The sequence below is a fragment of the Streptomyces sp. RPT161 genome (assembly GCF_027533845.1).
Classification (GTDB): domain Bacteria; phylum Actinomycetota; class Actinomycetes; order Streptomycetales; family Streptomycetaceae; genus Streptantibioticus_A; species Streptantibioticus_A silvisoli_A.
This window is the reverse complement of record NZ_JAPZVN010000003.1, coordinates 229,805-253,687: the sequence shown is the minus strand read 5'-3', so window position 1 is coordinate 253,687 and position 23,883 is coordinate 229,805. Positions and strand designations below refer to the sequence as shown.

The window sequence follows — 23,883 nt, the reverse complement described above, 5'->3', positions numbered from 1 at the left end:
CCAGACAGAAGGCCGAGACAAGCATGAGCCCAGCAGAGCTGATCGCCGAACTACGCCGCAGCGGAGTGACGTTGTGGGAGGAGTCCGGTGAACTGCGCTACCGGGCTCCCAAGGGCGCCCTCACCCCGCAGCAGCGCGACGCGCTGCGGAGCGCGAAGTCCGCCGTCATCGAACACCTGCGGGCCGAGAGCACCCCGACCGTCATCACGCCCGCACCGCGGGCCGCACACGAGCCGTTCCCCCTCACCGACGTCCAGGCCGCATACCTCCTCGGGCGCAATGACGCCTTCGGCTACGGCGGGGTCGCCTGCCACGTCTACCTGGAGGTGAACTACCCCGACCTCGACCCGGAGCGCGTCGAGGCGGCGTGGAACCGGCTCATCGACCGCCACGACATGCTGCGGGCCGTCATCGAGGCCGACGGCTCCCAGAGGGTCCTGCCGAGCGTCCCCCACCTGTCCGTTCCGGCGGCCGACCTGCGGGAGGCGGACAACGAGCGGATCGAGAGTGCGCTGGACGCCGTGCGGGAGGAACTGGGCCACCAGGTGCACGAGACCACCCGGTGGCCGCTGTTCGACCTGCGGGTCAGCCGATGTCCCGACCGCGCCGTGTTGCACCTGTCCTTGGACTTCCTGATTGCGGACTGGGCCAGCATCCGGTTGCTACTGGCCGAGTTCGAGGCCCTGCACGCGGCCCCTGCCTGTGAACTGCCTGAGCTGGGTGTCCGGTTCCGCGACTACCTGCTGGCGGAACGCCAGTTGCGCGAGAGCAGCCGCTACCAGCGCGACAGGGACTACTGGTGGGCCCGGATCGACGAGCTTCCGCCCGCACCGGAACTGCCGACGGCCGACAGCCAGTCGGAGCCTCGCTTCCGACGCCGCTTCCTGAGGCTCGACAGCTCCGCCTGGGAGCAGTTCAAACAGCGTGCCCAACGGCGCGGACTCACCCCGTCCTCGGCCGTCCTGGCCGCCTACGCGGCCGTGATCGAGCGGTGGGCCCGTACGTCCCGCTTCTCCCTCAACCTCACCGTGCTGGGCCGACTGCCGCTGCACCCGGACGTCGACCGGATCGTCGGCGACTTCACCTCCGTCAACCCGCTGGCCGTGGACTGGAACACGGGTAACTCGTTCACCGAACGCGCCAAGGTGGTCAGCGGTCAGCTCTTCGACGACCTCGACCACCGGCTGTGCTCCGGAGTCGAGGTACTGCGTGAACTCGCCCGCAGGCGCGGGCGCGAGGCCGCTCTCATGCCGATCGTGTTCACCAGCGCCATCGGTCTGGGCGACGGCAAGGACGGCCGCCACGTCTCCGGTCGGCTGGGCGGCTTCGGCATCACCCAGACACCGCAGGTGTTCATCGACTGCCAGGCGATGGACGACACCGAAGGACTGCAGGTCAACTGGGACACCCGCGAAGGAGTCTTCCCCGAAGGCGTCGTAGACGACATGTACGCCGCCTTCGAAGCGCTGCTGCGCGCCCTCGCCACCAGCGAGGAGACCTGGGACGCCGGGGAGTCCGTCCCGCTGCCCGCCTGGCAGGAGCAGGAACGCCGCCGAGTCAACGACACCGCGGCGCCCCTGCCCGACACCCTGCTGCACCAGCCGGTGTTCGCCCACGCGGCGCGCTCCCCGGAACGACCCGCGGTGTACGGCCCGCACGGCGTTGTCTCCTACGGCGAACTGGCAGGCCAGGCCACCGCTGTCGCCGAGGCTCTGCGCGCGGCCGGCTGTACGCCGGGGGAGCGCACAGCGATCGTCATGGACAAGGGCGTCGAACAAGTCACGGCCGTACTCGGGACGCTGCTCTGCGAGGCCGTCTACCTGCCGGTTGACACCGTCCAGCCACCGCTGCGCCGCGCCGCCATCCTCGCGGACGCCGAGGTACGCCACGTGCTGACCCAGTCCTGGGTGGAGGCCGACTGGCCGGAAGGCACGCACATCATCGCGGTGGACCGACTGCCCTCCACCACACCGGCAACCGTGCCGACCGGCGGCGACCCGGACCAACCCGCCTACGTCATCTACACCTCCGGCTCCACCGGACGCCCCAAGGGCGTGGTGATCAGCCACCGCGCCGCGGGTAACACCATCGCCGACATCAACCGCCGCTTCGGCGTCACTGGTGAGGACCGCGTCCTGGGTCTGGCCAACCTCGGCTTCGACCTCTCCGTCTACGACATCTTCGGCCCTCTCGCGGTGGGCGGCGCCCTGGTCTACCCGGACGCCGGGCGACGCGCCGACCCCTCACACTGGGCCGCGCTGATCGCCGAGCACGACGTGACGGTGTGGAACTCGGTACCCGCGCTGATGCAGATGCTCGCCACCTACCTGGAGACCGAGCCGGGGATCGCGCTGCCCACGCTGCGCCTTGCCCTGCTCTCCGGCGACTGGATCCCGATCACCCTGCCCGACGCGATCACCCGGCGCCTGCCCGGGCTGCGGGTGATCAGCCTGGGCGGCGCCACCGAGGCGTCGATCTGGTCCATCCACCACCCGTACAGCGGCCTGACCCCGGACTGGCGGAGCATCCCGTACGGCGTACCCCTCGCCAACCAGGGCTTCCGAGTGCTGGACACCGCGCTGCGCGACTGCCCGGTCTGGACGGTCGGTGAGCTGTACATCTCCGGAGCGGGACTCGCCGAGGGCTATCTCGGCGACCACGAGACCACGGCGTACCGCTTCATCACCCACCCGCACGACGGCCAACGGCTGTACCGCACCGGCGACTTCGGCCGCTATCTGCCCGGCGGGGAAATCGAGTTCCTCGGACGGGAGGACACCCAGGTCAAACTCCGGGGCCACCGGATCGAGCTCGGGGAGATCGAGGCCGCGCTGCTGGAGCACCCGGCCGTCGCCGCTGCGGGCGTCGTCCTGGACGGTTCCGGCTCCGAAACCGGCCTGCTGGCGGTGGCCGAGTGCGCCCGCGCCGCCCGGAGCGGCGGCGAGGTCCCCGCCCCGGTGGGCGCCTTGGCGGACGAGGTCGCCGAGGGCCTGACCCGTGCACAGGTCGAGACGTATGTCGAGCGACTCGATACGGCCGTGCTCACCTCGATGGCTCATGCGCTGCGCGAGGTGGAGGCAGCGGGGGCCGCGATCGCCCCGCGCCACGAGTGGCTGGTCGGGCGCTGGCGGGCGGTGCTGGCGCAAGCCGACCTCGGCCCCGTCGACGAGGAAGCGGCGGCCGAACGCTGGGCGGAGGTCTCCGCGGCCTGGACGGACGAGCTGGGCTCCCCGCAGTTCCTCGCCTATCTGCGACGCAACGCCGAACGGCTGCCCGCCTTGCTGACCGGCGAGCAGGACCCGGTCGAACTGCTCTTTCCCGAGGGGAAGTTCGACACGGCCCACGCGCTGTACCGCGAGCACAGCATGGCCCGCTACCTCAACGGCGCCGTCTCCTCGCTCTTCCGGCACATCGCCGAGCAGCACCCGGCGGGCCGCCCGCTGCGGGTCCTCGAAGCGGGAGCTGGAACCGGCGGTACCACCGAGGGCGTCCTCGCCACGCTCGCCGAAGGCTTCGCGACCGACTACCTGTTCACCGACGTCTCGCCGTTCTTCCTGCCCGAGGCGCGCAACCGCTTCGGCGCACATCCGTGGGTGCGTTTCGGGGTCTTCGACGTCGACGCGGACCACCGCGCGCAGGGTCTGGCACCGAACTCCTTCGACGTGGTGCTGGCCGCGGGCGTGCTGGAGAACGCCCGCGACACCGAGGCGGCGCTCGCCCGGCTCGCCGAACTGGTCGCCCCCGGGGGGTGGCTGGTGCTGACCGAGCCGACCCGGGAACACCCGTGGATCCTGGCCTCCCAGGCGTTCATGATGACCGCCCCCGAGGATCCCCGCCGTACGAACGGCTCGTCGTACCTCGACCGGGACCAGTGGCTGGAACTGCTGGCGAAGGTCACCGGCGTCGAAAACGTGCTTTGCCTGCCCGCCGACGACCACACCCTCGCGCCTCAGGGCGTCCACCTCTTCGCCGCCCGCCTGAAGACCGACCGGGCAACAGTGACCGAGGCGGACCTGCTGCGCCATCTGGCCGCTCGCCTCCCGTCCCACATGCTCCCGTCACACCTGCAGATCGTCGACGCGCTCCCGCTCACCGGCAACGGCAAGATCGACCGCCGTACGCTGCAGGGTTGGCGGCCCGCGTCGGTCGGCGGCATCCGTGCGGCGCGCGCTGACGAACCCGCCGACCCCTTCGAGGCCCAGCTCGCAGAGCTGTGGTCAGCCGCCCTGGCCGTCGGCCGGATCGGCCGCACCGAGAACTTCTACGACCTCGGCGCCGACTCCCTGATCATGGCCAGGATGGCCGGACGCCTGCGCGAGGAGTTGCCGGAAGCCGCCGACGTACCGTTCGACACGCTGCTGCGCCAACTGCTCAACCATCCCACCGTCGAGGCGCTGAGCCGATTCCTGCGTGCACGCCCGGAGATACGCGCAGCCGCTCCTGCCGGGCGACGCGCCGATTCCAGCAACGCCGTTCTGGTGCCTTTCAGCACCGGTGGAGACGGCCCGGTGCGGGTGCTGTTCCACGCCGGGCTCGGCACGATGGACTGCTTCCGGCCGCTGGCCAAGGAACTGGTCGCACAGGACCTCGGCCCGGTGCTCGGAATCGTCATCGACGACACCGAGGCCTACACCTCGCTCGATCCGGCCGAGGTGGTCGAGCGGCTGGCCGACGACTACGCCGAGCGACTGCTGGCCGAGGGACATACCCGCTTCCAGCTGATCGGCTACTGCCTGGGCGGCCTGTTCGCCGCCGAAGTGGCCCGGCGGCTGGACGAACGGGGCGTACTGGTCGAGGACTTGATCCTGGTGAGCAGCCACCCCGTGGTGATCGACGTCGAGGACGACGTGATGATCGAGATGCTCTTCATTCCCAACCTTCACATCTCTCTGCAGCAGACCGGCTTCGGCGAAGTCGACACCGACGCCATGGTCCGCGCCTTCATGAAGGTGGTCGAGGGCCACGACGGACGGGTGCCCAAGGGCGCCCTGGCCGAGGTCGGAGGTGACCCCGAACTGGACCGTGTCGCCGCCTACTTCCGAAGCCTCGAAGCCCACACCCGGGAGGAACGATTCGTTCAGTACGCCCGCGCCGCCTCCGAGGCGACGGGCCAACAGATGCCGGCGGAGATGGTCGGCGCGATGTTCCGTGTCTTCCGGCAGAGCTTCCTGTCCGCGCGGTTCACCCCAGCGCCGTACGCCGGTGACATCCGCTTCCTGCGCCCGAACGGGGCGTCCGGCTTCGCACCGGGGATGGACGAGACGACCCTCGCCTTCTGGCGCGCGGTCTGCATCGGGGACATGCAGGTCACCGACATCGAAGGCAACCACTTCAGCTGCATCGAGGAGCAGAACGCGCGCCACGTCGCCGAGCTCATCGCCGCACCGATCACCGTGAGGGAGACGGCATCGTGACAGACAGCTACCGGGAGGCGCTGGTCGAGGGCCGGTTCGACCCGCTCGCGGTCGTCGCCCAGCTGGTGGGCTCCGGCCTGCTCGGCGACCACGTGGTGTACGAGCGCGGGCAGCGATGGTACGTCGCGGGAAATCCGCTGGGGGAGATCCGCGTCGACGCACGTCGTGTGCGCAGCACCTTCGGCGGTGACCAGCCCTGGGCCGGGACCCCCTGGCGGCGGATACAAGCGGCGCTCGACCGGGTACCGCTGGCGGGCTGGCGCGCCTACGGCTGGGCCTGCTTCGAACTCGCCAGCCAGGGTGGCCAAGGCGCGCGGCAGAGTTTGGCCCACCTGATGATTCCTCAACTGGAGTTCCAGGTGGCGCACAACGAGATCCTGGTCCGCGCCCTCGACGACGACACCCTCGACGCCGCCCGCAAGCTGCTGGGTGAACCCGCCGAACCGCCCCGCGCCGACGCCGTGCCGGTACAGGTCCGTACCGGTGACCGGTCCTACCGTGCCGGCGTCGCCCGCGCGGTGGCGGAGATCGGACGCGATCGGTTGCAGAAGGTCATCCTGTCGCGCACCGTGCCCATCCCCTTCGCCGTCGACCTGTGCGCCACCTACGTACTCGGCCGCCGGCACAACACCCCGGCCCGCTCCTTCCTGCTCGACCTCGGCGGCTGGCGGGCGGCCGGATTCAGCCCGGAGACCGTGTTGGAGGTGGACGGCGCCGGTACGGCCTCGACCCAGCCGCTGGCCGGCACCCGAGCGCTCACCGGCGACCCGCGTACCGACGAGGCCCTGCGGGCGGAGCTGCTGAGCGACCCCAAGGAGGTCTTCGAGCACGCCACCTCCGTCAAACTCGCCTTCGAGGAGATGGCCTCGGTGGGCAGGCCGGGTACCACCGGGGTCGCGGAGTTCCTCACCGTCAAACCGCGCGGCAGCGTGCAGCACCTGGCCTCCCGCGTCGCCACGACGCTGGCCGACGGCCATACGGCATGGGACGCACTCGGCGCGGTGTTCCCACCGGTCACGGCCTCCGGCATCCCCAAGCCGGCCGCGTACCGGCTCATCGAGGAGTTGGAGGAGGAACCACGCGGCCTCTACTCGGGGACGGTGCTGATGGCCGACAGCGACGGCTCGCTGGATGCCGCCCTGGTGCTGCGTGCGGTCTACCAGCGCGACGGGCGGGCGTGGCTGCGCGCGGGCGCTGGTGTGGTTGGAGCATCCCGCCCGGCTCGGGAGTACGAGGAGACCTGCGAGAAGCTCGCCAGCGTCGCTCCGTACGTCGTGCCCGATAACTGATGCATCGTCAGATTGCAGGAAAGGCTGTCATGCTGGACGGATTCACCGGCTGGCCGGAGGAGTTCGCGACCCGCTACCGCGAACGCGGCTACTGGCAGGGGTACACGCTCGGCTCGCTGCTGAGAGACCGGGCCGTGGCCCGGCCCGCCCACACCGCCGTCATCGACGGCGACCGCCGCTGGACCTACCACGAGCTCGACGAGCGGGCCGACCGCCTGGCGGCCGGTCTGCACGGCCTGGGGATCGCCCCCGAGGACAGGGTGCTGGTGCACCTGCCGAACGTCGCCGAGTTCCTTGTCCTGTCCTTCGCGCTCTTCCGGCTCGGGGCGATCCCCGTGTTCGCCCTCCCCGCGCACCGGGAGACCGAGATCGGCCACCTGGCGCGGCTCTCCGAGGCCGTCGCCTATGTGATCCCCGACTCCCACCTCGGCTTCGACCACCGTCCCCTCGCCCGGATCGTGCGGGAGCGGACACCGACCTTGCGCCACGTGCTGGTGGCAGGCGACCCGGGGGAGTTCACCGCCCTGTCGTCGATCTACGCCGAACCGCAGCCGCTGCCCGCACTCCATCCCTCCGACGTCGCCCTCCTCCTTCTGTCGGGCGGCACCACCGGCACCCCCAAACTGATCCCGAGGACACACGACGACTACGTCTACAACCTCACCGCCAGCGCCGAGGCGACCGGCCTCGATGCCACCACCCGCTACCTGGCCGCGCTCCCCGTCGCCCACAACTTCCCGCTGGCCTGCCCCGGTGTCCTCGGAACCTTGCACGTCGGCGGCACGGTCGTGCTCAGCCCTACCCCCAGTCCCGAGGATGCCTTCCGCCTGATCGAACGCGAACGGGTCACCGTCACCGCGCTCGTACCGCCGCTGGCCCTGCTCTGGCTGGAGGCCGCCGAGTGGGCGGAGGCGGACCTCAGCACCCTGCGGCTACTCCAGGTCGGCGGCGCCAAGCTCAAGCCGGACACCGCCGCGCGCATCGGTCCGGCGCTGGGCTGCCGCCTGCAGCAGGTCTTCGGCATGGCGGAGGGACTGCTCAACTTCACCCGCCTCGACGACCCCGACGAGCTGCTGCTGCATACCCAGGGCCGCCCCCTCGCCGCCGATGACGAGCTGCGGATCGTGGACACCGACGACCGCGAGGTGGCACCCGGCGAGGTCGGCGAGCTGCAGGTCCGCGGCCCGTACACGGTGCGCGGCTACTACCGGGCCGCCGACCACAACCGCACCGCGTTCACTCCCGACGGCTACTACCGCAGCGGTGACCTGGTGCGCCAACTGCCCAGCGGGCACCTCGCGGTGGAGGGGCGGATCAAGGAGGTCGTCAACCGGGGCGGGGACAAAATCCCGGTCGAGGAGGTCGAGAACCACCTGCTCGGCCACCCGGCCGTACGTGACGTCGCCATCGTCGGAATCCCGGACGCGACGCTGGGCGAACGCAGTTGCGCCTGCGTCATCGCCCGCGGCCTCCCGCCCACCCGCGCGCAACTGAACGCCCATCTCACAGCCCTCGGCCTCGCCGCGTTCAAACTGCCGGACCGCGTCGAAGTGATGGAATCCTTCCCCCGCACGGCACTTGGCAAGGTCAACAAGCGGGCGCTCGCCGAACGCATCGCAGGGAGCACGCGATGAACAAGGGTGGTCTGCGCAGCGTAATGGACCTGGTCGCGCTCGCCCCGGCCACGCGGGCCCGTCTCGGCCGGGCGGCACTGCTCGCAGTGGTCGGCGGCGTCGCGGCGGTGGTCGGCTACGTCTGCGTGGCCTTCGCCGTCGGCGAGCTGCTCTCCGGCCATCGATCGGGCATCGCCGCCTGGACTACGGGCGCGCTGGTGGCGCTCGTGACCGCATTCGCCGCCAGATGGCGTGCGGAGAACGTCGCCCATGAGGCCTCGTACGCACTCGAAGTGGTGCTCCGCGGCAAACTCGCGGACACCCTGGCCAGGATGCCCTTGGGCGAAGTGCAGCGACTGGGCTCCGGCCCGATCAAGAAGATCGTGCAGGACGACGTCAAGTCGCTGCACAACGTGGTCGCCGACTCCCTGCCGTTCGCCGGCTCCGGCGTCGCTCAGCCGCTCGCCGCACTGACAGCTCTCGGCGTGGTGCAGTGGCGACTGCTGCTCGCCGTGCTGCTGATCATCCCGATCGCGGTGGTCTGCCTGTCCCTGCTCTCTCGGGACTACACCCAGCAGCGCGAACGCTACAACCAGGCGAACGAGAGCGTCACCGCGGCCGTGGTCGAGTTCGTCCAGGGCATGCCGGTGGTTCGGACCTTCGACGACGGCCGGGGCTCCTTCCGGCGTTTCTCCACCGCGGTGGGGGAGTTCACCGAAGCCGTCGCCGGATGGCTGGCCACCTCGCGGCCCTCCGGGCTCCTGACGAAGCTCTTCATCGTGCCGCTCCCCACGCTCCTGCTGGTCGCGGCCACCGCGGTGCCGATGCGCGCGGCCGGCTGGATCTCCGACACCGATCTGCTGCTCGGCCTGTTGATCGGCGCGATGCCGATCGAAGCCGTCGCACCGCTGATGCACCTGACGAACTACATCAACGACTCCAAAGCCGGGGCCGTCCGGATCACCGAACTGCTCGACGCGCCCGCCCTGCCGGAACCCGAGCACCCCCGCGACCCGAACGGCTCGGCCATCACCCTCACAGGCGTCCGCTTCAGCTATGCCTCTGACCGAGGTCGCCCGGCGCTCGACGGGATCGACCTCGACATCCCGGCGGGCACGGTGTGCGCGCTGGTCGGACCATCCGGCTCCGGCAAGTCCACGGTAGCCAGGCTCATTCCCCGCTTCCACGACGTCGAGTCCGGCTCCGTGCGCATCGGCGGCGTCGATGTGCGGGAGATCCGCAGTGACGTCCTGCTCCGGCACATCGCCCTCGTGTTCCAGGAGCCGTTCCTGGTCACCGGCACCGTTGCCGAGAACATCCGGCTGGCCCGGCCGGACGCGACCGATGACGAGGTACACGCGGCGGCCGAAGCCGCCGCAGCCCACGACTTCATCACCACCGAACTGCCCGAAGGCTACGACAGCCAAGTCGGCGAGCGCGGCGCACTCTTGTCCGGCGGACAGCGCCAGCGCATCACCATCGCCCGCGCGATCCTCTCCCAGGCGCCGATCGTCATCCTGGACGAGGCGACAGCCTTCGCCGACCCCGAGAACGAGGCCGCGATCCAACAGGCCATCGCCCGGCTCACCCAGGGCCGGACCGTCCTGATCATCGCCCACCGTCTCAACACCATCGTCGACGTGGACCAGATCGTGGTCCTCGACGGTGGCCGGGTCGCCGAACGCGGCCGACACGCCGAACTCGTCGCCGCCGGTAGCCGCTACGCGCAGCTGTGGACCCGCCACGAACAGGCCACCCGCTGGGGTCTGGCCACCTCTGACCTGGAGACCGCGACCTTGGAGACTGGCCGATGAGGCGGATCCTTCGCCTGATGCTCACCGCCGCAGGCCCGTACGCCCCGCAGTTCCGCGCCACCCTGCGGATCTCGGCGGCGGCCTCCCTGGTCCAGGCCGCCGCCTACGCCACTTTCGTCCCGCTGCTCGCCGCGCTGATCCACGAGCCGGTCCGCACCGGCCGGGCCTGGCTCTGGGTAGGCGCACTGGCCGTCCTGGTCTGCGTCGAAGCGGCCCTGCGCATCCGCGAGATGGCGTTCACATACGACTACTGGCACCTCGTCACCCACACCACCAGGCTCCGGCTCGGCGTCAAACTGCGGTCCATGCGGCAGCAGGAGCTAGCCCGCCGGGCGGCCGGCGACCTCACCTCTGTTGTCGGCAACAACGCCACCACCGCGGCTGGCGCCATCTCCTCCCTCTCCACCCTCTTCATCCAGCTCGTCGCCGTACCGGCCGTGCTCGGGGTGGTCGTCCTGGCCCTCGACTGGCGGCTCGGACTGGTGCTGGCCGCGGCCACACTGGCCGCTCTCCCACTGGTGCGCCAGGTACAGCGCCGCTCCAACTCCGGCTTTCACGAGACGGACGAGGCCGACGCCGCCTTCTCCAGCCGCATCGTGGAGTACGTCCAAGGACTGCCCGTACTCAAGGCCACCGGCCAGGCCGGCGCCGACTCCCCGCGCCTGACCCCCGTCCTTGCCCACCAGCACCAAGCCCAGGTCGAAGCCAACCGGTCCGCCGCACTGCCCGTCGCCGGCGCCCAACTCGTCGTCCAACTCGCCCTCGTGGCACTGGTCGCCCTGGGCTCCGCGCTCGCCCTGGGCATGCGGCTCTCCCCGGTGGTCCTGGTCGCCGTGGTCGTCACCGCCGCCCGTTTCGCCGAACCGCTCAGCATGGCAGCCGTGATGACCAAGCTTTTCGAGCTGTCCGAAGCGGCGCTGCGCAGGGTGGACGATGTCCTTGCGACCCAGCCCCTGCCCGTCGCCCCTGGCGAACAGCGGCCCACCGCCTTCGACATCCGCTTCGACCATGTCACGTTCGCCTACGACGGCCAGCAGCAACCGACCCTGGACGGCGTCGACTTCGCTGTGCCCGAACGCAGCCTCACCGCCCTGGTCGGCCCGTCCGGCTCCGGCAAGACCACCATCACCAAACTCATCAGCCGCTACGCCGACCCGCAGCACGGCACCATCCGCCTCGGTGGTGTCGACCTGCGCACGCTGGAACCGGACGAGTTGCTGCGCCACATCGCGATCGTGTTCCAGGACGTCTATCTCTTCGACGACACCATCCGCGCCAACATCGCCATGGGCCGCCCGGACGCCACCGACGCTGAGATCGAGGCCGCCGCGCGCGCCGCCAACGCCCACGACTTCGTCTCCCGCCTCCCGGAGGGCTACCGGACACGCGTGGGCGAGATCGGCTCCGCTCTCTCCGGGGGTGAACGCCAGCGGATATCCATCGCCCGGGCCATCCTCAAGGACGCCCCCGTCATCCTGCTCGACGAACCGACCGCCGCCCTGGACACCGAATCAGAAGTCGTGGTGCAGCAAGCGATCGACCGCCTGGTGGCCGGCAAGACCGTCGTCGTCATCGCACACCGCCTGTCCACCGTCGTCGGCGCCGACCAGGTCCTCGTCCTCGACGCTGGCAGCGTCACCCAGCGGGGCACCCACACAGAACTGCTCGCCGACCGCGACGGCCGCTACGCCCGGATGTGGGCGGCTCAATTGGCGGCACGGCAGTGGCACGTGGGCCACTCCGGTGTGGCCACTGCCGTCCGCGAGTGACACCCGAGACAGGGCAGTTGGCTTCACCTCTTGCGTACTCACGCATGAGGCCGGGACGGGTGTCGCGGCAGTTGATGGCGGCGCTGAGCTCTCCCCAACTCGTCGTGGCGGATCTTCGGCGCCTGTAGATGCAGTGGAGTTCGACCAGGTCGGCACGGCATCACAGGAGCGTGCGACCCTCAGCCCACGTAGCGGCGGGCGCGGGAGGACCTCTGTGGTGCCTCCAGCAGGCGCAGTGACCGCTCCACCATGGCGGGCACGACCCGCCGCTCGCGCAGCACCCAGGGCATTCCGGCCGCCGCCTCGCAGAAGGCGAGCAGTGAGGTGGTGTCCTTGGGCACGGTGGCAGCGAGGTAGGCGGTGCGCCGTACCGCGCTGCCGACGGGGCGGCGCAGCCAGGCGAACCACAGCGTGTTCCGGATCCCCTGGCGTCGCCGGAGCCTGGAGTCGCGGGCAGGTGACGGGCGGTGGTGCACCACCAGTTCTTCGGCATGGGCCAGCCACCACCCGGCCGCGCACTGGTCCGCGGAGAGGAGTTCTTCCTCGCCACCGAGCCAGAGACGGGGGAGAAGCCTCCCACCGCGCGGAAGGCGTCCAGGCGCACGACGCTGGCAGCCGCGAGGATCGAGCCGAGCGCCGGACCCGGCAGATGGGCGGGTCCGGGCACGGGGGAGTGACGCAGTTCGGCGACGATGGGGTCCTATAGGGCTGTGTCGGACCGCCGTCTTCGCAGTCTGGAGTGTGGACGAGGATCCGACCGGTGACTGCGGCTACCCGTGGATGGGTTTCGAGGAGGTCGGCCGCCGTCGTGAGCGAACCGGGCTCCCACCAGGTGTCATCGTCACAGAAAGCCAGATAGGGCGTTTCCACCTGGCGGGCGATGAGGTTGCGTCCGCAGGCACCGAGGTTCCTGCCTGGTCGCAGCAGTGCCGTATCGGGATGTCGTTCGGCGACCGCCTCGGCGGTGCCGTCCGTGGAGGCGTTGTCGCAGATGATCGCCGTGGGACGTTCCGGAAGCGCCGCCAGGCGATCGAGCGTGTGGCGCAGTTCGGCCCGTCGGTTGTGCGTGATCACCGCGACGGTAGTGCGATCCTCAGCCACATCGATCTCTCCGTTGCGGTCGTCCGGCGAGGGCGGCGGTCGTCCCGAGCGGGTCCGACTTTGCCCTCTGCGTCGGACCCGCCCGGCGTTCGCGACGGTACGTCGGTGGGCACTACTCGCCGAATACGGCCTTGCTCACTTCGGCGGGGTTCTCGTAGGTCTTCTTCTGCAGGTGGGAGAGCTCCTCCGTGACCTCCTTGGGGGCGTGGTTACGCTTGGCGCGCTCCATCAACTTTTCGCGGTCGCTCGGGTAGTCGGCTCCCGATAGAGCCTTCTGCAGATCGACGGGGCTCAGGCGTGCCATGCCTACCTCCGATGTCGTCGAAGAACGTCGATGCTTCCGGCACCCTTGCGGCGCCGTCAGCAAAGCGGACTATTCGATATGTTTCCCGCGATTTCCTGATTACAACCCGTATGCCTGACCCGGCGGCTTGGTGAGCGCACGTCGTGCGGGTACCGACGGTTTGGTAGGTGGCAGCCCGCGCGCTGGCTGTGGAAGCCGCAGGGTGGCCGGCTACTCCTCCTCGGGCGGCATCCGGCATACGGCCCCGCCCGGCGGCCGTGCCGCCTCCCGGTCGATCTCGTAATCCACACGGCCCAAGGCCCAGGGGGAGTTCGAATCGCTGCGTGTCCTCTGGTCGCTACGCTCCCGGCCATGGCCGAAAACGTGCAACTCGACGGGCAGGACGCCGATCACATCGCGCGAGTGCTCACCAACCTCGCCGACCTGGTCGACCCGGCGACCAACACGCAGCAACCCCTGAACGAACGGCAGCTCTACGTGCTGGCGGGCGGCATCTCGATCGCGCGTGACCCCGGTCAGTGGGCCGAGGTCCTGCGGCGCCACGCGGAGACCATCTACCAGCAACGTGGGGAGGACGGCGCGCGACTCTGACTCCTCGCCGTGCCAGAGAGAGTGCGGACCGCGGAACCCCAGGGACGAGTCAGGTTGCCTGCGCCTGGCCTCAGCGGGGCGCGAGACCGTCAAGCATCAGCTCGATGGTGAAGTCGAAGCGTTCGTGGTCGGTTCCTGCGGTGAGTTCGGCGGCATAGCGCTTGGTCTGCGGGAAGGTGTCGGGCAGGTTGGAGAACCGGCTCAGCAGTTCGTCCCGACTGACGACCCACTCGTTGCCGGAGCGGCTCAGCAGGGAGAGCTCAAGGGTGTAGGCGTTGACGTAGAGCGTCAGGGAGTCGATGCCCCAGGCGGCGGTCTGCGGGGCGACGCCTCCGGCGAGCAGGATGCCGAGCATGCCTTCGGCGAGGCGCAGCGTGTCCTCGTTGGTGGGGGCGGCAGCGAGCGCGGCCCGGGAGATGCCGGGGTAGCGCAGGTACTGGTCGCGCATCTGGGTGCAGACGCTGGTGATCTGCTCCCGCCAGGCGGCGGGGTCCGGCTCGGGCAGGTCGATCTCGGCGCACAGGCGGCCGATGAGCAGCTCGTCCAGGTCGTCCTTGTTGACGACGTGGGCGTACAGCGATGCCGGCCCGGTGTCCAAAGCGGCTGCCACGCGGCGCATGGTCAGGGCCTCGTAGCCGTCGCGCGCCACGATGTCGAGGGCCGCGTCGACGACGGCGTCCACAGTGATCGGCTTCGCTCGCCGACCTCGCGCCGGCGGCGCACTCACATCGGGAACGGACTGGTGGTGCCGCGCTGCGCGCCGTTGCTGAGGTGTCGGTGGCATGTTCCGAGCATACCGGATGAACGAACCTCGTTCCATGTGCGGCGAACGTTGTTCGGGTTGACGCGAGCAACGTTCTAAGTGTCGAATACTGTTCGTATCTATCGAACAGTGCTCTTCGCGCGGCGGCGTCAACGCCGTGCTGCCGCTGCGTGCCGCGTGGCTCGTGCTTGTTGTCGTCTTCCTCGGCGAGATCATGGATCTCATCGACTCCAGCGTCGCCAACCTCGCCGGGCCGTCCATCCGGGCCGACCTCGGTGGCGGGCCGATGACCCTGCAGTGGGTGCTGTCCGCCTACACCGCGGCCTTCGCGCTCGGTCTGATCACCTCGGGCCGACTCGGCGATCTGATCGGCCGCCGCCGACTGTTCCTGATCGGTATGGCCGGGTTCCCCCTCACCTCGCTGGCCTGCGGACTCGCCCCCAGCCCCGCCTTCCTGATCGTCGCGCGACTGCTGCAGGGCCTGTTCGGATCCGTGCTGATACCGCAGGGCATGGCGCTGGTGAAGATCGTCTTCCCGCCTGAACTCCTGCGCAAGGCGCTGATGCCGTTTGGCCCGATCATGGGCCTGGCCACGGTCGGCGGGCCGATCCTCGCCGGCTGGCTGCTGCACCTGGACCTGTTCGGCAGCCAGTGGCGCTCGATCTTCCTGATCAACGTGCCCTTCGGCGTCATCGCCCTCGCGCTCGGCTGGCGCGTGCTGCCCCGCCGTGGCGGCGAGGATCCCGGTGCCCGCCTCGACCTGACCGGCGTGGGCCTGCTCACCGCCGGCTCCACCCTGCTGATCATCCCGCTCATCCAGGGACGCGAACTCGACTGGCCGGCCTGGACCTACACCATGATGGCCGGCTCGGTCGTGATGCTCGCGCTGTTCGTCGTCTCCGAGCGCCGCAGCAGCCATCCGGTCATCGCACCGTCCCTGTTCCGCAAGCGCAGCTTCGTGGTCGGCCTGATGATCGTCGCCGGGTTCTACGGCGCGCTGAGCGCGTTCGTCCTGGTCGTCAACCTGCTACTGCAACTCGGCATGGGTTGGACGCCGCTGCGCACCGGACTGACGCTGATTCCCTGGGCCCTGGGCACCGCCGTCGCCGTTCTGCTCGGCGGCGGAACGCTCGCGGGGAAGCTGGGGCGTGCCGCTCTGCACATCGGGCTGTCCATCGCCGTCATCGGCCTGCTCGCCCTGTGGTGGTCCACCGCCCACTGGGGCACCGGCATCACGGTGTGGAAGTTGACACCGTCGCTGTTCCTGACCGGTTTCGGCGCGGGCCTGGTGTTCATCCCGCTGTTCGACTTCATCCTCGGCGACGCCACCGCCGAGGAAGTCGGCACCGGCGCGGGCATGCTCAACGCCGTCCAGCAGTTCGCCAACGCCATCGGCGTCGCCGCTCTGGGCACCGCGTTCTTCGCCCGCGTGGGACACCCTTCCGCACACTCCTACTTCGCCGCCGCACAACTGATCCTCGCCATCTGCGCCGGCCTGTACTTCCTGACCCTGCTGCTCGTCGGGCTCCTGCCCAAGCACTCACAGCAGGCCCAGGAGTGAACCCGGGCTCCGGGAGCGGAATCCTCCCTGCCCTGGGCCGGGCGGACCAACAGCACCCGCCAAGGCCCTTCCTGCAACGTAAGGAAAACGGCATGACGACGAAGACCGCGCTCATCACCGGCACCAGCCGCCCGCTCGGCCTCGGCTTCGCGGTCGCCCGCCAACTCGCCGAGCTCGGCTACCACGTGATCCTCACCGCGCGCGACGTCTCCCGCGCCGAATCCCTGGCCGCACAACTGCGCCAGGAAAGCCACCAGGCGACAGCCCTTCGCCTCGACCTCACCGATGCGGCCAGCATGGACGAGGCCGCCGACTACCTCACCCGGACCTTCGGCCGCCTGGACGCCCTGGTCAACAACGCATCCGACGCCGTCGACTTCACCGTGCTGTCCGCACTGGACGCCGACCCCGACGCCGTGCGCTCCGCGCTGGAGGTCGACGTGGTCGGCCCCTGGCGTCTGGTCCAGTCACTGCTGCCTCTGCTGAAAGCCGCCCCCGCCGCCCGCATCGTCAACGTCTCCAGCATCTCCGCCCAGCAGATCGCCACCGGGCTCGACCTCGGCGCCAGCCTGCGCGCACCGGCCCACTCCTTCGCCAAACACACGCTCAACGTCCTGACCACCGTGCTGGCTCGGGCACTGAAGGACACGCCCATCCTCGTCAACGCCGTCGACCCGGGCGAGACCGCCACCCACCCCGAACGCGGCGACGAAGACGACGCACGTCCCGCCAGTGAAAGCGCACGCGGTGTCGTGTGGGCAGCGACCCTGGACGAGGACGGGCCCACCGGCCGACTCCTCCATGACAGAAGGCGACTGACCTGACGGCAACCTGGAAACCTCGCGATCCTTCCGTAAATCGTCGCTTTCTGTAGGGCGTCCGCGAAGGACGACGACGGTCCTCACGATGCCGATGATCTGTTCGGCGTTGCAGCGGAGTTGGCGTAGGAGGCGCCAGCCCTTCGGGTGGCCACGGCCTGTTCGCCGATGCAGCCTGCCTGTCCACGGGAGGCAGTCAGCTCGGAAGGCCTGCCCGGAGGATGACCGAGGTGTAGTGGTTGGTGAAGAAGTACGAGTAGGACAGGCCCTCGTCGATGTTGCCGAACTCGTTGCTCACCACCGACATCAGCGCCGTCCTGCGGCTGCCCTCGACGGCATAGGCGGTGAACGTCCGGTTGGGTGGCAGCCCGGTGGCGCCGATGGTGACCTCGTCGATGCCGGGAAGCGCCCGGATCAGGGCCGTTCCCTTGCCGGAGGTACCGGGGGCCTGCACGGGAAGGTGCTCGGTCCGCATGCCCAAACCCTGTCGGCCCAGGTTCTGCGTCGTGGTGGCCGGTGCGCTGCGGGCCACGTACACCAGCGCCATCGGCGACTGGCCGACGGGCAGTGTCGTGATGACGGACATCGTTCTGGTGTCGATGACGTCGACCGCGTCGGAATTCTGCAGGGCCACGTACATCCGGGTGTTGTCGGGGCTCGGCCAGATGCCGTGGGATCCGTAGCCATGGTTGTGGATGGTCTTGACCAGCGTCGGCGGGGTTCCGTTGTGCGACCGGCGGTACACCAGGGTCTCGTTGAGGCCGCCCACGGTCTGGTAGGCATAGTCGATGCCGCCGACCGTGGCGAAGTTGGGGTGGTTGGTGCGCGGTCCGGTGCGCAGTACCGCCTCGACCTTGTAGGTGGCGGCGTTGAGCACGGCGGTGGTGCGGCCGTTGGTAGGCATGCCGAGCCAGATCTCCCGCCCGTCGGGGGAGATCGCCTCGTCGGACGACTCGCCGGCCTCGGCGGGGATGGGCACGCGCCTGATGACCCGCCGGGAGCCCACGTCGATCACGTCGAGCACCAGGGCGCGCAAGTGGTTGACGTAGGCGAGTCTGCCGTCAGGGCTGAAGACCACCTTCGACGGTCCGTCCTCGGTGTGGATGCGATCGACCTCCCGGCCGGCCTGCCAGTCGATCACCGAGACGTAGTCCTGGCCGCGCACCGCCACCCACAGCCGGGTGCCGTCGGGCGAGAAGAATCCCTCATGCGGCGCCCGGCCGAGGTAGACGGTGCGGACGACCTTGTTGGTGGCGGTGTCGATGACGTGGACGGCGTTGCTGGTTACATCTACGACGTCGAGCCACTTCCCGTCCCGGGAGAAGCCGAGGCCGTGCACGTCGATCTCACCGTGGTACATGGCTCCCAGCACGTCCGCGGCGGGAGCCATCCGCGGCTGGCCGAGGGCTATGGTGCCGAGGACCGTGCTCGTCGCCGGATTGATCACGCTCACCGTGTTGGAGTCCTGGTCGGCGGTGTAGACCCGGTCGTTTCCGGAGATCGGCTGTGCTCCGGGCAGTGCGGGGGCCTGGACGACCGTACGTTCCTGGCCCTGCGCCAACCCCGGCGGGCGGACCACCGACTGTGTCCGTGCGGGGCCGCCGACCGAGTCGGCCGCCGGTTTCGACGCGCGGACCGGACTCACCGCCGCCTCTTCCTGTACCCCGCCCGCTGAGCAGCCGGTGATCGACGCCAGGACGCTCGCCGCCAGGATCGCCAGGGCCGAACTGAGCCTCGTGCGCATGGGGACACTCCTTCGCTCGGGAAAGTGGCGGTCCAACCGCCACTCACCAGGCCGCGGGGTCCGCCGGCAACGTGGCATCGCTCCGGGCCCCGGGTACGCGGGGGCCTGTGGATCGGTTTCGCGCGTAGCTGCGACACCCTCGAACGCGGGGGCTCGCCGACGTCGGTTCACTGGCGGATGACGCGGGTTGTCCGGCAACCACCAAGGAACATATGCGACTTTTCGCTCCGGCTCATCTCGGTGTGAGGCTTTCGCCCCAATGGGCCGTTCCGGGTGGCGTCCGTGCGTGGGGCCGTACAGGCTCGTAGGCCACGACTTCGTCGAACTTGGCGGGCACGTCGGCGACTTCGGAGTTGGTCTCGCCGAAGGCGGCGTAACGGGAGCAGTCGGCGACGGGGTCGGACAGGGCCGGTGCGGCTCGCCGGGCGGCCAGGGCGTCTGCGGCTCCGGGTGCGCTGACCGCGCTGGCGTTGCCGGTGCGCTCACCACACCGGGCGGAACGGGACGGGCTGGTCGCCGTAGACGTGGTCGATGTAGGCGCGCAGGTCCTGGTCGAGTGCGGCGAGGCGGTCGGGGCCGATGATGTCGGCGAACCGCTGTTCCACCTCCGCCCACAGCCGGTCGGCCAGGCGCACGTACTCGTGGCCGCGTTCGGTGAGGGCGAGCGACTGTGCCCGTTTGTCGACGGGGTGGGGTTGGCGTCGCACGTAGCCCCAGTCCTGGAGCTCGGCGACGGCCTTGGAGGCGGCCTGCTTGGTGATGCCCAGATGGGCGGCGAGGTCGACTGTGGTGGCGCCCGGGTGGGCGGCGAGGTAGCGGAAGGTGTAGCCGTGCGCGGGACGTAGCGGTTCGCGTCCGAGTTCGGTCAGGCGGCTGTGGAAGTGGTCGGTCATCGCCCGGTAGGCGATGGCCAGCAGCAGGGGCACCTGTCCCGGGCGGCGATCGGCGAGGTCGGGGTTGGACGGCACGGCGTCTCCTTCAATTGGTCAACCGCATTGACCTGTCCGTGGCTGCGGCATAGTGTGAAGTGGTCAATCAGGTTGACTATATCCCCTGGAGGAGCGTCATGCCCCTGTCCACCCTCGCCGGTGCGCCGGTCTTCGACCGTGACGGCTTCACCTTCCGTCCGCTGGCCGTGCCCTCCCGGGGCAGCACCGAACTGGCCGTCTGGTCGCTGGAGTTGGCGCCGGGCGCACAAAGCGAACCGCACCACATGGACCGCGAAGAGGTGTTCGTCGTCCTCGACGGCGAGGTGTCGGCCAGCGTCGCGGGCGAGGAGGTCCTCGCCGGGCCGGGCGATGCCGTCATCGTCCCCGCCCGCTCCGTCCTGCGACTGCGCAACGCCTCAACGCACGCCCCGGCGGCGGTCACGGCGGTCACATCGGCCGGTATGAACGCCACCGTCGGCGGCACCACCTTCCCGCCGCCCTGGGCACAGTGAGCCAAATCCTCCACGGCAGGGCCGCCGCCGCGCCTCCGTCCAGCAGAAAGGTCCGCTCATGGACGACGTCACCGAGGTGTCACAGCTGATCCTGCACGAGCGCCGAAGCCGCGATCGGGGCTGGTGGTCGCAGATGGGGGAGTGCCTGGCGGCTGACGCGGCCATCCGCCTCAGCTGGTTTCGCGGCAGCGGCGCCGACTTCGTGGCCGCCTCGCGGGAGATGGCCGCCCGCGGTGACAGCGCGACCCACACCCTCGGCCCGCCCGTCGTGGACGTTCTCGGCGCGAAGGCCGTGGGGGAGGTCGCCGCCGCCATCCACATGCGTGGCGAACTCAACGGCGTCGAGGCGGACCTCACCTCACACGCACGGCTCCTGTACCGCGCCGAGCGGCGTACGGGCCGCTGGCTGATCGTCTCCCTGGACCCCGTCTACGAGCGGGACAGCCTGCTCCCCAGCGTGCCGGGAACACACCTTGGGATCGACCCGGACACCCTGGCCGGGACGCGGCCCTCCTACCGGATGCTCACCCACCTGCTCAACGCCAGGGGCTACCCCGTCGCCGACGACCTTTACGGCGACGACCGCCCCGCACCGGTCCAGCGGCTCTACCGGTCGCTTTTCGACTGGCTCGACCCCAAGGGCTGAGCCGCCGGCCATGGCTGGGCGCCAAGCCGGCGGGTGCGTCAGCAGCGTCAACCCGCTTGCCGCGGGCGCTACTTCTGCTGGCTGCTCTTCGTGATGCCCAGGACCTGCTCCGCCGTCGTCCAGTCGTGGGCGATCGCCTGTTGGGCGGCGGACAGGGTTACCTGGTTCCTGCAGACGGCGCTGTGCAGTCGGGCCTCCACCTTGTCCTTGTCGTTGTTGGGGCCCGAGCCGGGAGTGTGGCCCGGGGACGGGGGCTCGACCCACAGGTTGCGGGCGTCGTTCGGGTCACCGCCGAGTTCCAGACTGACCAGGTGGTCGTACTCCGCGTCGCGCAGCGACTGGGTGTAGCCGTAGGACTTGGCGTTGGCCTCCTTCTCGCGGCTGGTGATGCTCACCGGTGGCCGGATGCCGGAGGTGTAGCCGGAGCGGCAGATGGTGGAGGCCAAAGTCGCCTGGGTGACCTTGGGGTTGAGCGCGCCCGGCGTGCAGGACGGGTCGGGCAGCGGCTGGTTGTGCTCGTAGCGGAAGTGGCACGACCCCGGGGCGGGCTGTGGCTGTACTCGGTAGGCGGGCTGTGGGCCCGGACCCTGCGGGATCGAGCCACTGGCGCCGGACGGGGCAGCCGCGGACGGCGGCGCGCCCTTGTTGCCGTTGTCCTGCTGGCCAGTTGACCCCTTCGAGCCGGAACAGGACGCGAGCAGCAGCGCTGATGCCAGGACCAGCAGCGAGCGGCGGATGGTGGTGGGCACGGTGACTTTTCCCCTCCCGGCCGGGCGGATCGGACCGTTCCAAGACTGCCCGCCGGCTGTTGTCCGGAACCGGCCGGTGCGACGCCGCGCCCCCGTACCGGTAACGGCGGGCCATCGTACGCCGGAGCCGCCCCCCGCAGTTAACTGGCGGTTTATCAGATAGTGGGTGGATCCCGTCGCGGTGCCCGCCAGCTGGGAAGTCACCCGGGCCGGGAGCTGTGGGGCGTGGTCCACACCCCGTGACGGACGGCCCCTGATCGGGCATACTCCAACCGCCACAGGCCGCTGATCAGCCACGACCGTAACCCGGTGGGCGATCATCGGCATTGGGTAATCCATCGCGGCGGCGTCGGCCACCCCCCTGCGTCCGCCGCCGACCCGCCCGACAGGGAGGAGCGCCGCCATGCCATACGACGGCCCGCAGCCGGTCGAACGACAACTGCCCACCGAGGAGGCCCGCGATCTTCTCGGACTCACCCGCGAGCTCGCCGCGCGGGAGATCCGGCCCCGGGCCGCCGAGGAGGAGGACGCGGGAAGCTTCCCCCGCGACACCTTCGCCACCATCGGTGCCGCCGGTCTGCTCGGCCTGCCGTACCCGGAGGAGTACGGCGGCGGTGAGCAGCCGTACGAGGTGTACCTCCAGGTGCTCGAGGAACTCGCGGCGGCCCGGCTCACCGTGGGCCTCGGCACCAGCGTGCACACCCTGGCCTGCCACGCCGTCGCCCAGTTCGGCACCAAGGAGCAGCGCGGCGAACACCTCCCGGCGATGCTCGGCGGCTCACTGCTCGGCGCGTACTGCCTCTCCGAACCGGCCTCCGGCTCCGATGCCGCGAGCCTGCGCACCCGTGCGGTGCGCGACGGTGGCGAGTGGGTGATCAACGGCACGAAGGCATGGATCACCCACGGCGGGGTGGCCGACTTCTACACCGTGCTGGCCCGCACCGGTGGCGAGGGTCCGCGGGGCATCACCGCGTTCCTGGTGCCGGGCGACGCGGAGGGGCTCAGCGCCGCCGCGCCGGAGCGGAAGATGGGGCTCAAGGGCTCGCCCACCGCCCAGCTGCACTTCGACGGCGTACGGGTGCCGGACGCCCGGCGGATCGGCGAGGAGGGCCAGGGCTTCACCATCGCCCTGTCCGCTCTGGACTCCGGCCGCCTGGGCATCGCGGCCTGCGCCATCGGCGTCGCACAGGCCGCCCTTGACGAGGCGCTGGCCTTCACCGCGGAGCGTCAGCAGTTCGGGCGCCCGCTGGTGGACTTCCAGGGCCTGCGGTTCCTGCTCGCCGACATGGCGACCGGCATCGAGGCGGGCCGGGCGCTCTACCTGACCGCCGCCCGGCTGCGGGACGCCGGTCGGCCGTTCGGCAAGCAGGCGGCGATGGCCAAGCTGTACTGCACGGACACCGCGATGCGGGTGACCACCGACGCGGTCCAACTCCTCGGCGGATACGGCTATACGGCCGACTTCCCCGCCGAGCGCTACATGCGCGAGGCGAAGGTGCTGCAGATCGTCGAGGGCACCAACCAGATCCAACGCATGGTCATCGCACGCCACTTGGCGGGGCCGGAAAGCCGCTAGGCGCCCTTCCGGCGGGATCCTGCCCGGAGCCGCACGCCCACGGGCTTGGGGTGGTCCGAGGACGGCAGCCCTCGGACCACCCAACTCCGTTATCGCCGGGGCCGGTTCGCGTGCGAGAACGGCTGGGTCCGCCAGTCGAGCCCCTCGGGGAGGGTGAGCAGCGACGCCACGTCCTGCTCGTCCGCCCCGTCATCGTCGACCGGCGCCGCGTCCTCGACGGCGCTGCCGGAACCCGCGCACACCGTGAGCCCGAAGGGGTTCCACGGGGTCGCGCACAAAGCGTGCTCCGGCAGCACCTCCTCGTCCGCGAGCAGCGCGATGGGGCGGCCGCACTCCGGGCACTGCACCCGGAAAATCCCGTAGATCTCCTCGTCCCCGTCCCCGAACGCCTCCGTGACGTCGTCTTCCGCACCGCCGTCGACGTCCTGCGTGACGTCCCCGGCGAAGTCCTCGTCGAGCACCGGTTGCCGCTTGCCTGCACGCATGGTGGATCTCCCCCTGTGACACCTTCTGGTGGGACGGCCCGGCCCGTGGCCACGACCTGAGCTGAGCATTTCCCGTCACCCCCAGTCGATAATCGCAACGCCAGGGACGACCGGTGGCACGGGCTGTGGCGTTAATCACACGAGGGGGCGCACGGGGCGCATGGGTAACGCTCGTTGTGCCTGAGCGGCGTGGTGGCAGTAGGTT

At 70.2% G+C, this 23,883-nt stretch carries 17 protein-coding genes and 1 pseudogene; 11 read left to right on the top strand and 7 right to left on the bottom strand.

Annotated features, from left to right (window positions below; genetic code table 11):
• Positions 1 to 23: 23 nt before the first annotated feature.
• From O5O46_RS09235 to O5O46_RS09215, 5 genes are read left to right on the top strand one after another with little or no spacing between them, the layout of a single operon-like run.
• Complete coding sequence (locus O5O46_RS09235) at positions 24 to 5,414, top strand: non-ribosomal peptide synthetase (protein WP_269854822.1); 5,391 nt, start codon at positions 24 to 26, stop codon at positions 5,412 to 5,414.
• Positions 5,411 to 6,703 carry a salicylate synthase gene (locus O5O46_RS09230; RefSeq protein ID WP_269854821.1) on the top strand — a complete coding sequence of 431 codons (1,293 nt, stop codon included), beginning with the start codon at positions 5,411 to 5,413 and terminating at the stop codon, positions 6,701 to 6,703. The genes O5O46_RS09235 and O5O46_RS09230 overlap by 4 nt, the downstream gene beginning before the upstream one ends.
• A 29-nt stretch (positions 6,704 to 6,732) precedes the next feature.
• Complete coding sequence (locus O5O46_RS09225; RefSeq protein ID WP_269854820.1) at positions 6,733 to 8,337, top strand: (2,3-dihydroxybenzoyl)adenylate synthase; 1,605 nt, start codon at positions 6,733 to 6,735, stop codon at positions 8,335 to 8,337.
• Complete coding sequence (locus tag O5O46_RS09220) at positions 8,334 to 10,130, top strand: ABC transporter ATP-binding protein (RefSeq protein ID WP_269854819.1); 1,797 nt, start codon at positions 8,334 to 8,336, stop codon at positions 10,128 to 10,130. Before O5O46_RS09225 ends, O5O46_RS09220 begins: the two co-directional genes overlap by 4 nt.
• The gene (locus O5O46_RS09215) at positions 10,127 to 11,899 is read left to right on the top strand and encodes an ABC transporter ATP-binding protein (protein ID WP_269854818.1); all 1,773 of its coding nucleotides are present in this window, start codon (positions 10,127 to 10,129) and stop codon (positions 11,897 to 11,899) included. Before O5O46_RS09220 ends, O5O46_RS09215 begins: the two co-directional genes overlap by 4 nt.
• Before the next feature lie 179 nt (positions 11,900 to 12,078).
• Here the strand turns inward: O5O46_RS09215 and O5O46_RS09210 are convergent.
• Positions 12,079 to 13,000: pseudogene (locus tag O5O46_RS09210) on the bottom strand (glycosyltransferase family 2 protein).
• Between the two features lie 112 nt (positions 13,001 to 13,112).
• Positions 13,113 to 13,304: a DUF2795 domain-containing protein gene (locus O5O46_RS09205; protein WP_269854817.1), complete on the bottom strand. Its 192-nt coding sequence runs from the start codon at positions 13,302 to 13,304 to the stop codon at positions 13,113 to 13,115.
• 351 nt (positions 13,305 to 13,655) lie between these two features.
• Here O5O46_RS09205 and O5O46_RS09200 point away from each other — a divergent pair, with 351 nt between their 5' ends.
• Positions 13,656 to 13,895: a hypothetical protein gene (locus O5O46_RS09200; RefSeq protein WP_269854816.1), complete on the top strand. Its 240-nt coding sequence runs from the start codon at positions 13,656 to 13,658 to the stop codon at positions 13,893 to 13,895.
• A gap of 70 nt (positions 13,896 to 13,965) precedes the next feature.
• Here the strand turns inward: O5O46_RS09200 and O5O46_RS09195 are convergent, their stop codons facing one another.
• Positions 13,966 to 14,679, bottom strand: a complete 714-nt coding sequence (locus O5O46_RS09195; RefSeq protein WP_269854815.1) for a TetR/AcrR family transcriptional regulator — start codon at positions 14,677 to 14,679, stop codon at positions 13,966 to 13,968.
• A gap of 136 nt (positions 14,680 to 14,815) precedes the next feature.
• Between O5O46_RS09195 and O5O46_RS09190 the strand changes: the two genes are divergently transcribed.
• Positions 14,816 to 16,219 (top strand): MFS transporter, encoded by a 1,404-nt coding sequence (locus tag O5O46_RS09190; protein ID WP_269854814.1) that lies wholly within the window; start codon positions 14,816 to 14,818, stop codon positions 16,217 to 16,219.
• Positions 16,220 to 16,311: 92 nt separating this feature from the next.
• Complete coding sequence (locus O5O46_RS09185) at positions 16,312 to 17,043, top strand: SDR family NAD(P)-dependent oxidoreductase (protein WP_269854813.1); 732 nt, start codon at positions 16,312 to 16,314, stop codon at positions 17,041 to 17,043.
• A gap of 190 nt (positions 17,044 to 17,233) precedes the next feature.
• On the opposite strand, the gene O5O46_RS09180 is transcribed toward O5O46_RS09185, so the two are convergent.
• A complete protein-coding gene (locus O5O46_RS09180; protein ID WP_269854812.1) occupies positions 17,234 to 18,781 on the bottom strand; it encodes a YncE family protein in 1,548 nt (515 codons plus the stop codon).
• A gap of 482 nt (positions 18,782 to 19,263) precedes the next feature.
• Entirely contained in the window at positions 19,264 to 19,749 is a 486-nt protein-coding gene (locus tag O5O46_RS09175) for a MarR family winged helix-turn-helix transcriptional regulator (RefSeq protein ID WP_269854811.1), read from the bottom strand.
• 98 nt (positions 19,750 to 19,847) lie between these two features.
• On the opposite strand from O5O46_RS09175, the gene O5O46_RS09170 reads away from it, so the two are divergent.
• Positions 19,848 to 20,222, top strand: coding sequence for a cupin domain-containing protein (locus O5O46_RS09170; RefSeq protein ID WP_269854810.1), 375 nt, complete (start codon positions 19,848 to 19,850; stop codon positions 20,220 to 20,222).
• Between the two features lie 58 nt (positions 20,223 to 20,280).
• Entirely contained in the window at positions 20,281 to 20,868 is a 588-nt protein-coding gene (locus O5O46_RS09165) for a nuclear transport factor 2 family protein (protein WP_269854809.1), read from the top strand.
• A 68-nt stretch (positions 20,869 to 20,936) separates the two neighbouring features.
• On the opposite strand, the gene O5O46_RS09160 is transcribed toward O5O46_RS09165, so the two are convergent.
• Positions 20,937 to 21,617 carry a hypothetical protein gene (locus tag O5O46_RS09160; RefSeq protein ID WP_269854808.1) on the bottom strand — a complete coding sequence of 227 codons (681 nt, stop codon included), beginning with the start codon at positions 21,615 to 21,617 and terminating at the stop codon, positions 20,937 to 20,939.
• Positions 21,618 to 22,020: 403 nt separating this feature from the next.
• Between O5O46_RS09160 and O5O46_RS09155 the strand changes: the two genes are divergently transcribed.
• Positions 22,021 to 23,193, top strand: a complete 1,173-nt coding sequence (locus tag O5O46_RS09155) for an acyl-CoA dehydrogenase family protein (RefSeq protein ID WP_269854807.1) — start codon at positions 22,021 to 22,023, stop codon at positions 23,191 to 23,193.
• An 89-nt stretch (positions 23,194 to 23,282) separates the two neighbouring features.
• Here O5O46_RS09155 and O5O46_RS09150 read toward each other — a convergent pair whose 3' ends face one another.
• A complete protein-coding gene (locus O5O46_RS09150; RefSeq protein WP_269854806.1) occupies positions 23,283 to 23,678 on the bottom strand; it encodes a hypothetical protein in 396 nt (131 codons plus the stop codon).
• Positions 23,679 to 23,883 lie beyond the last annotated feature (205 nt).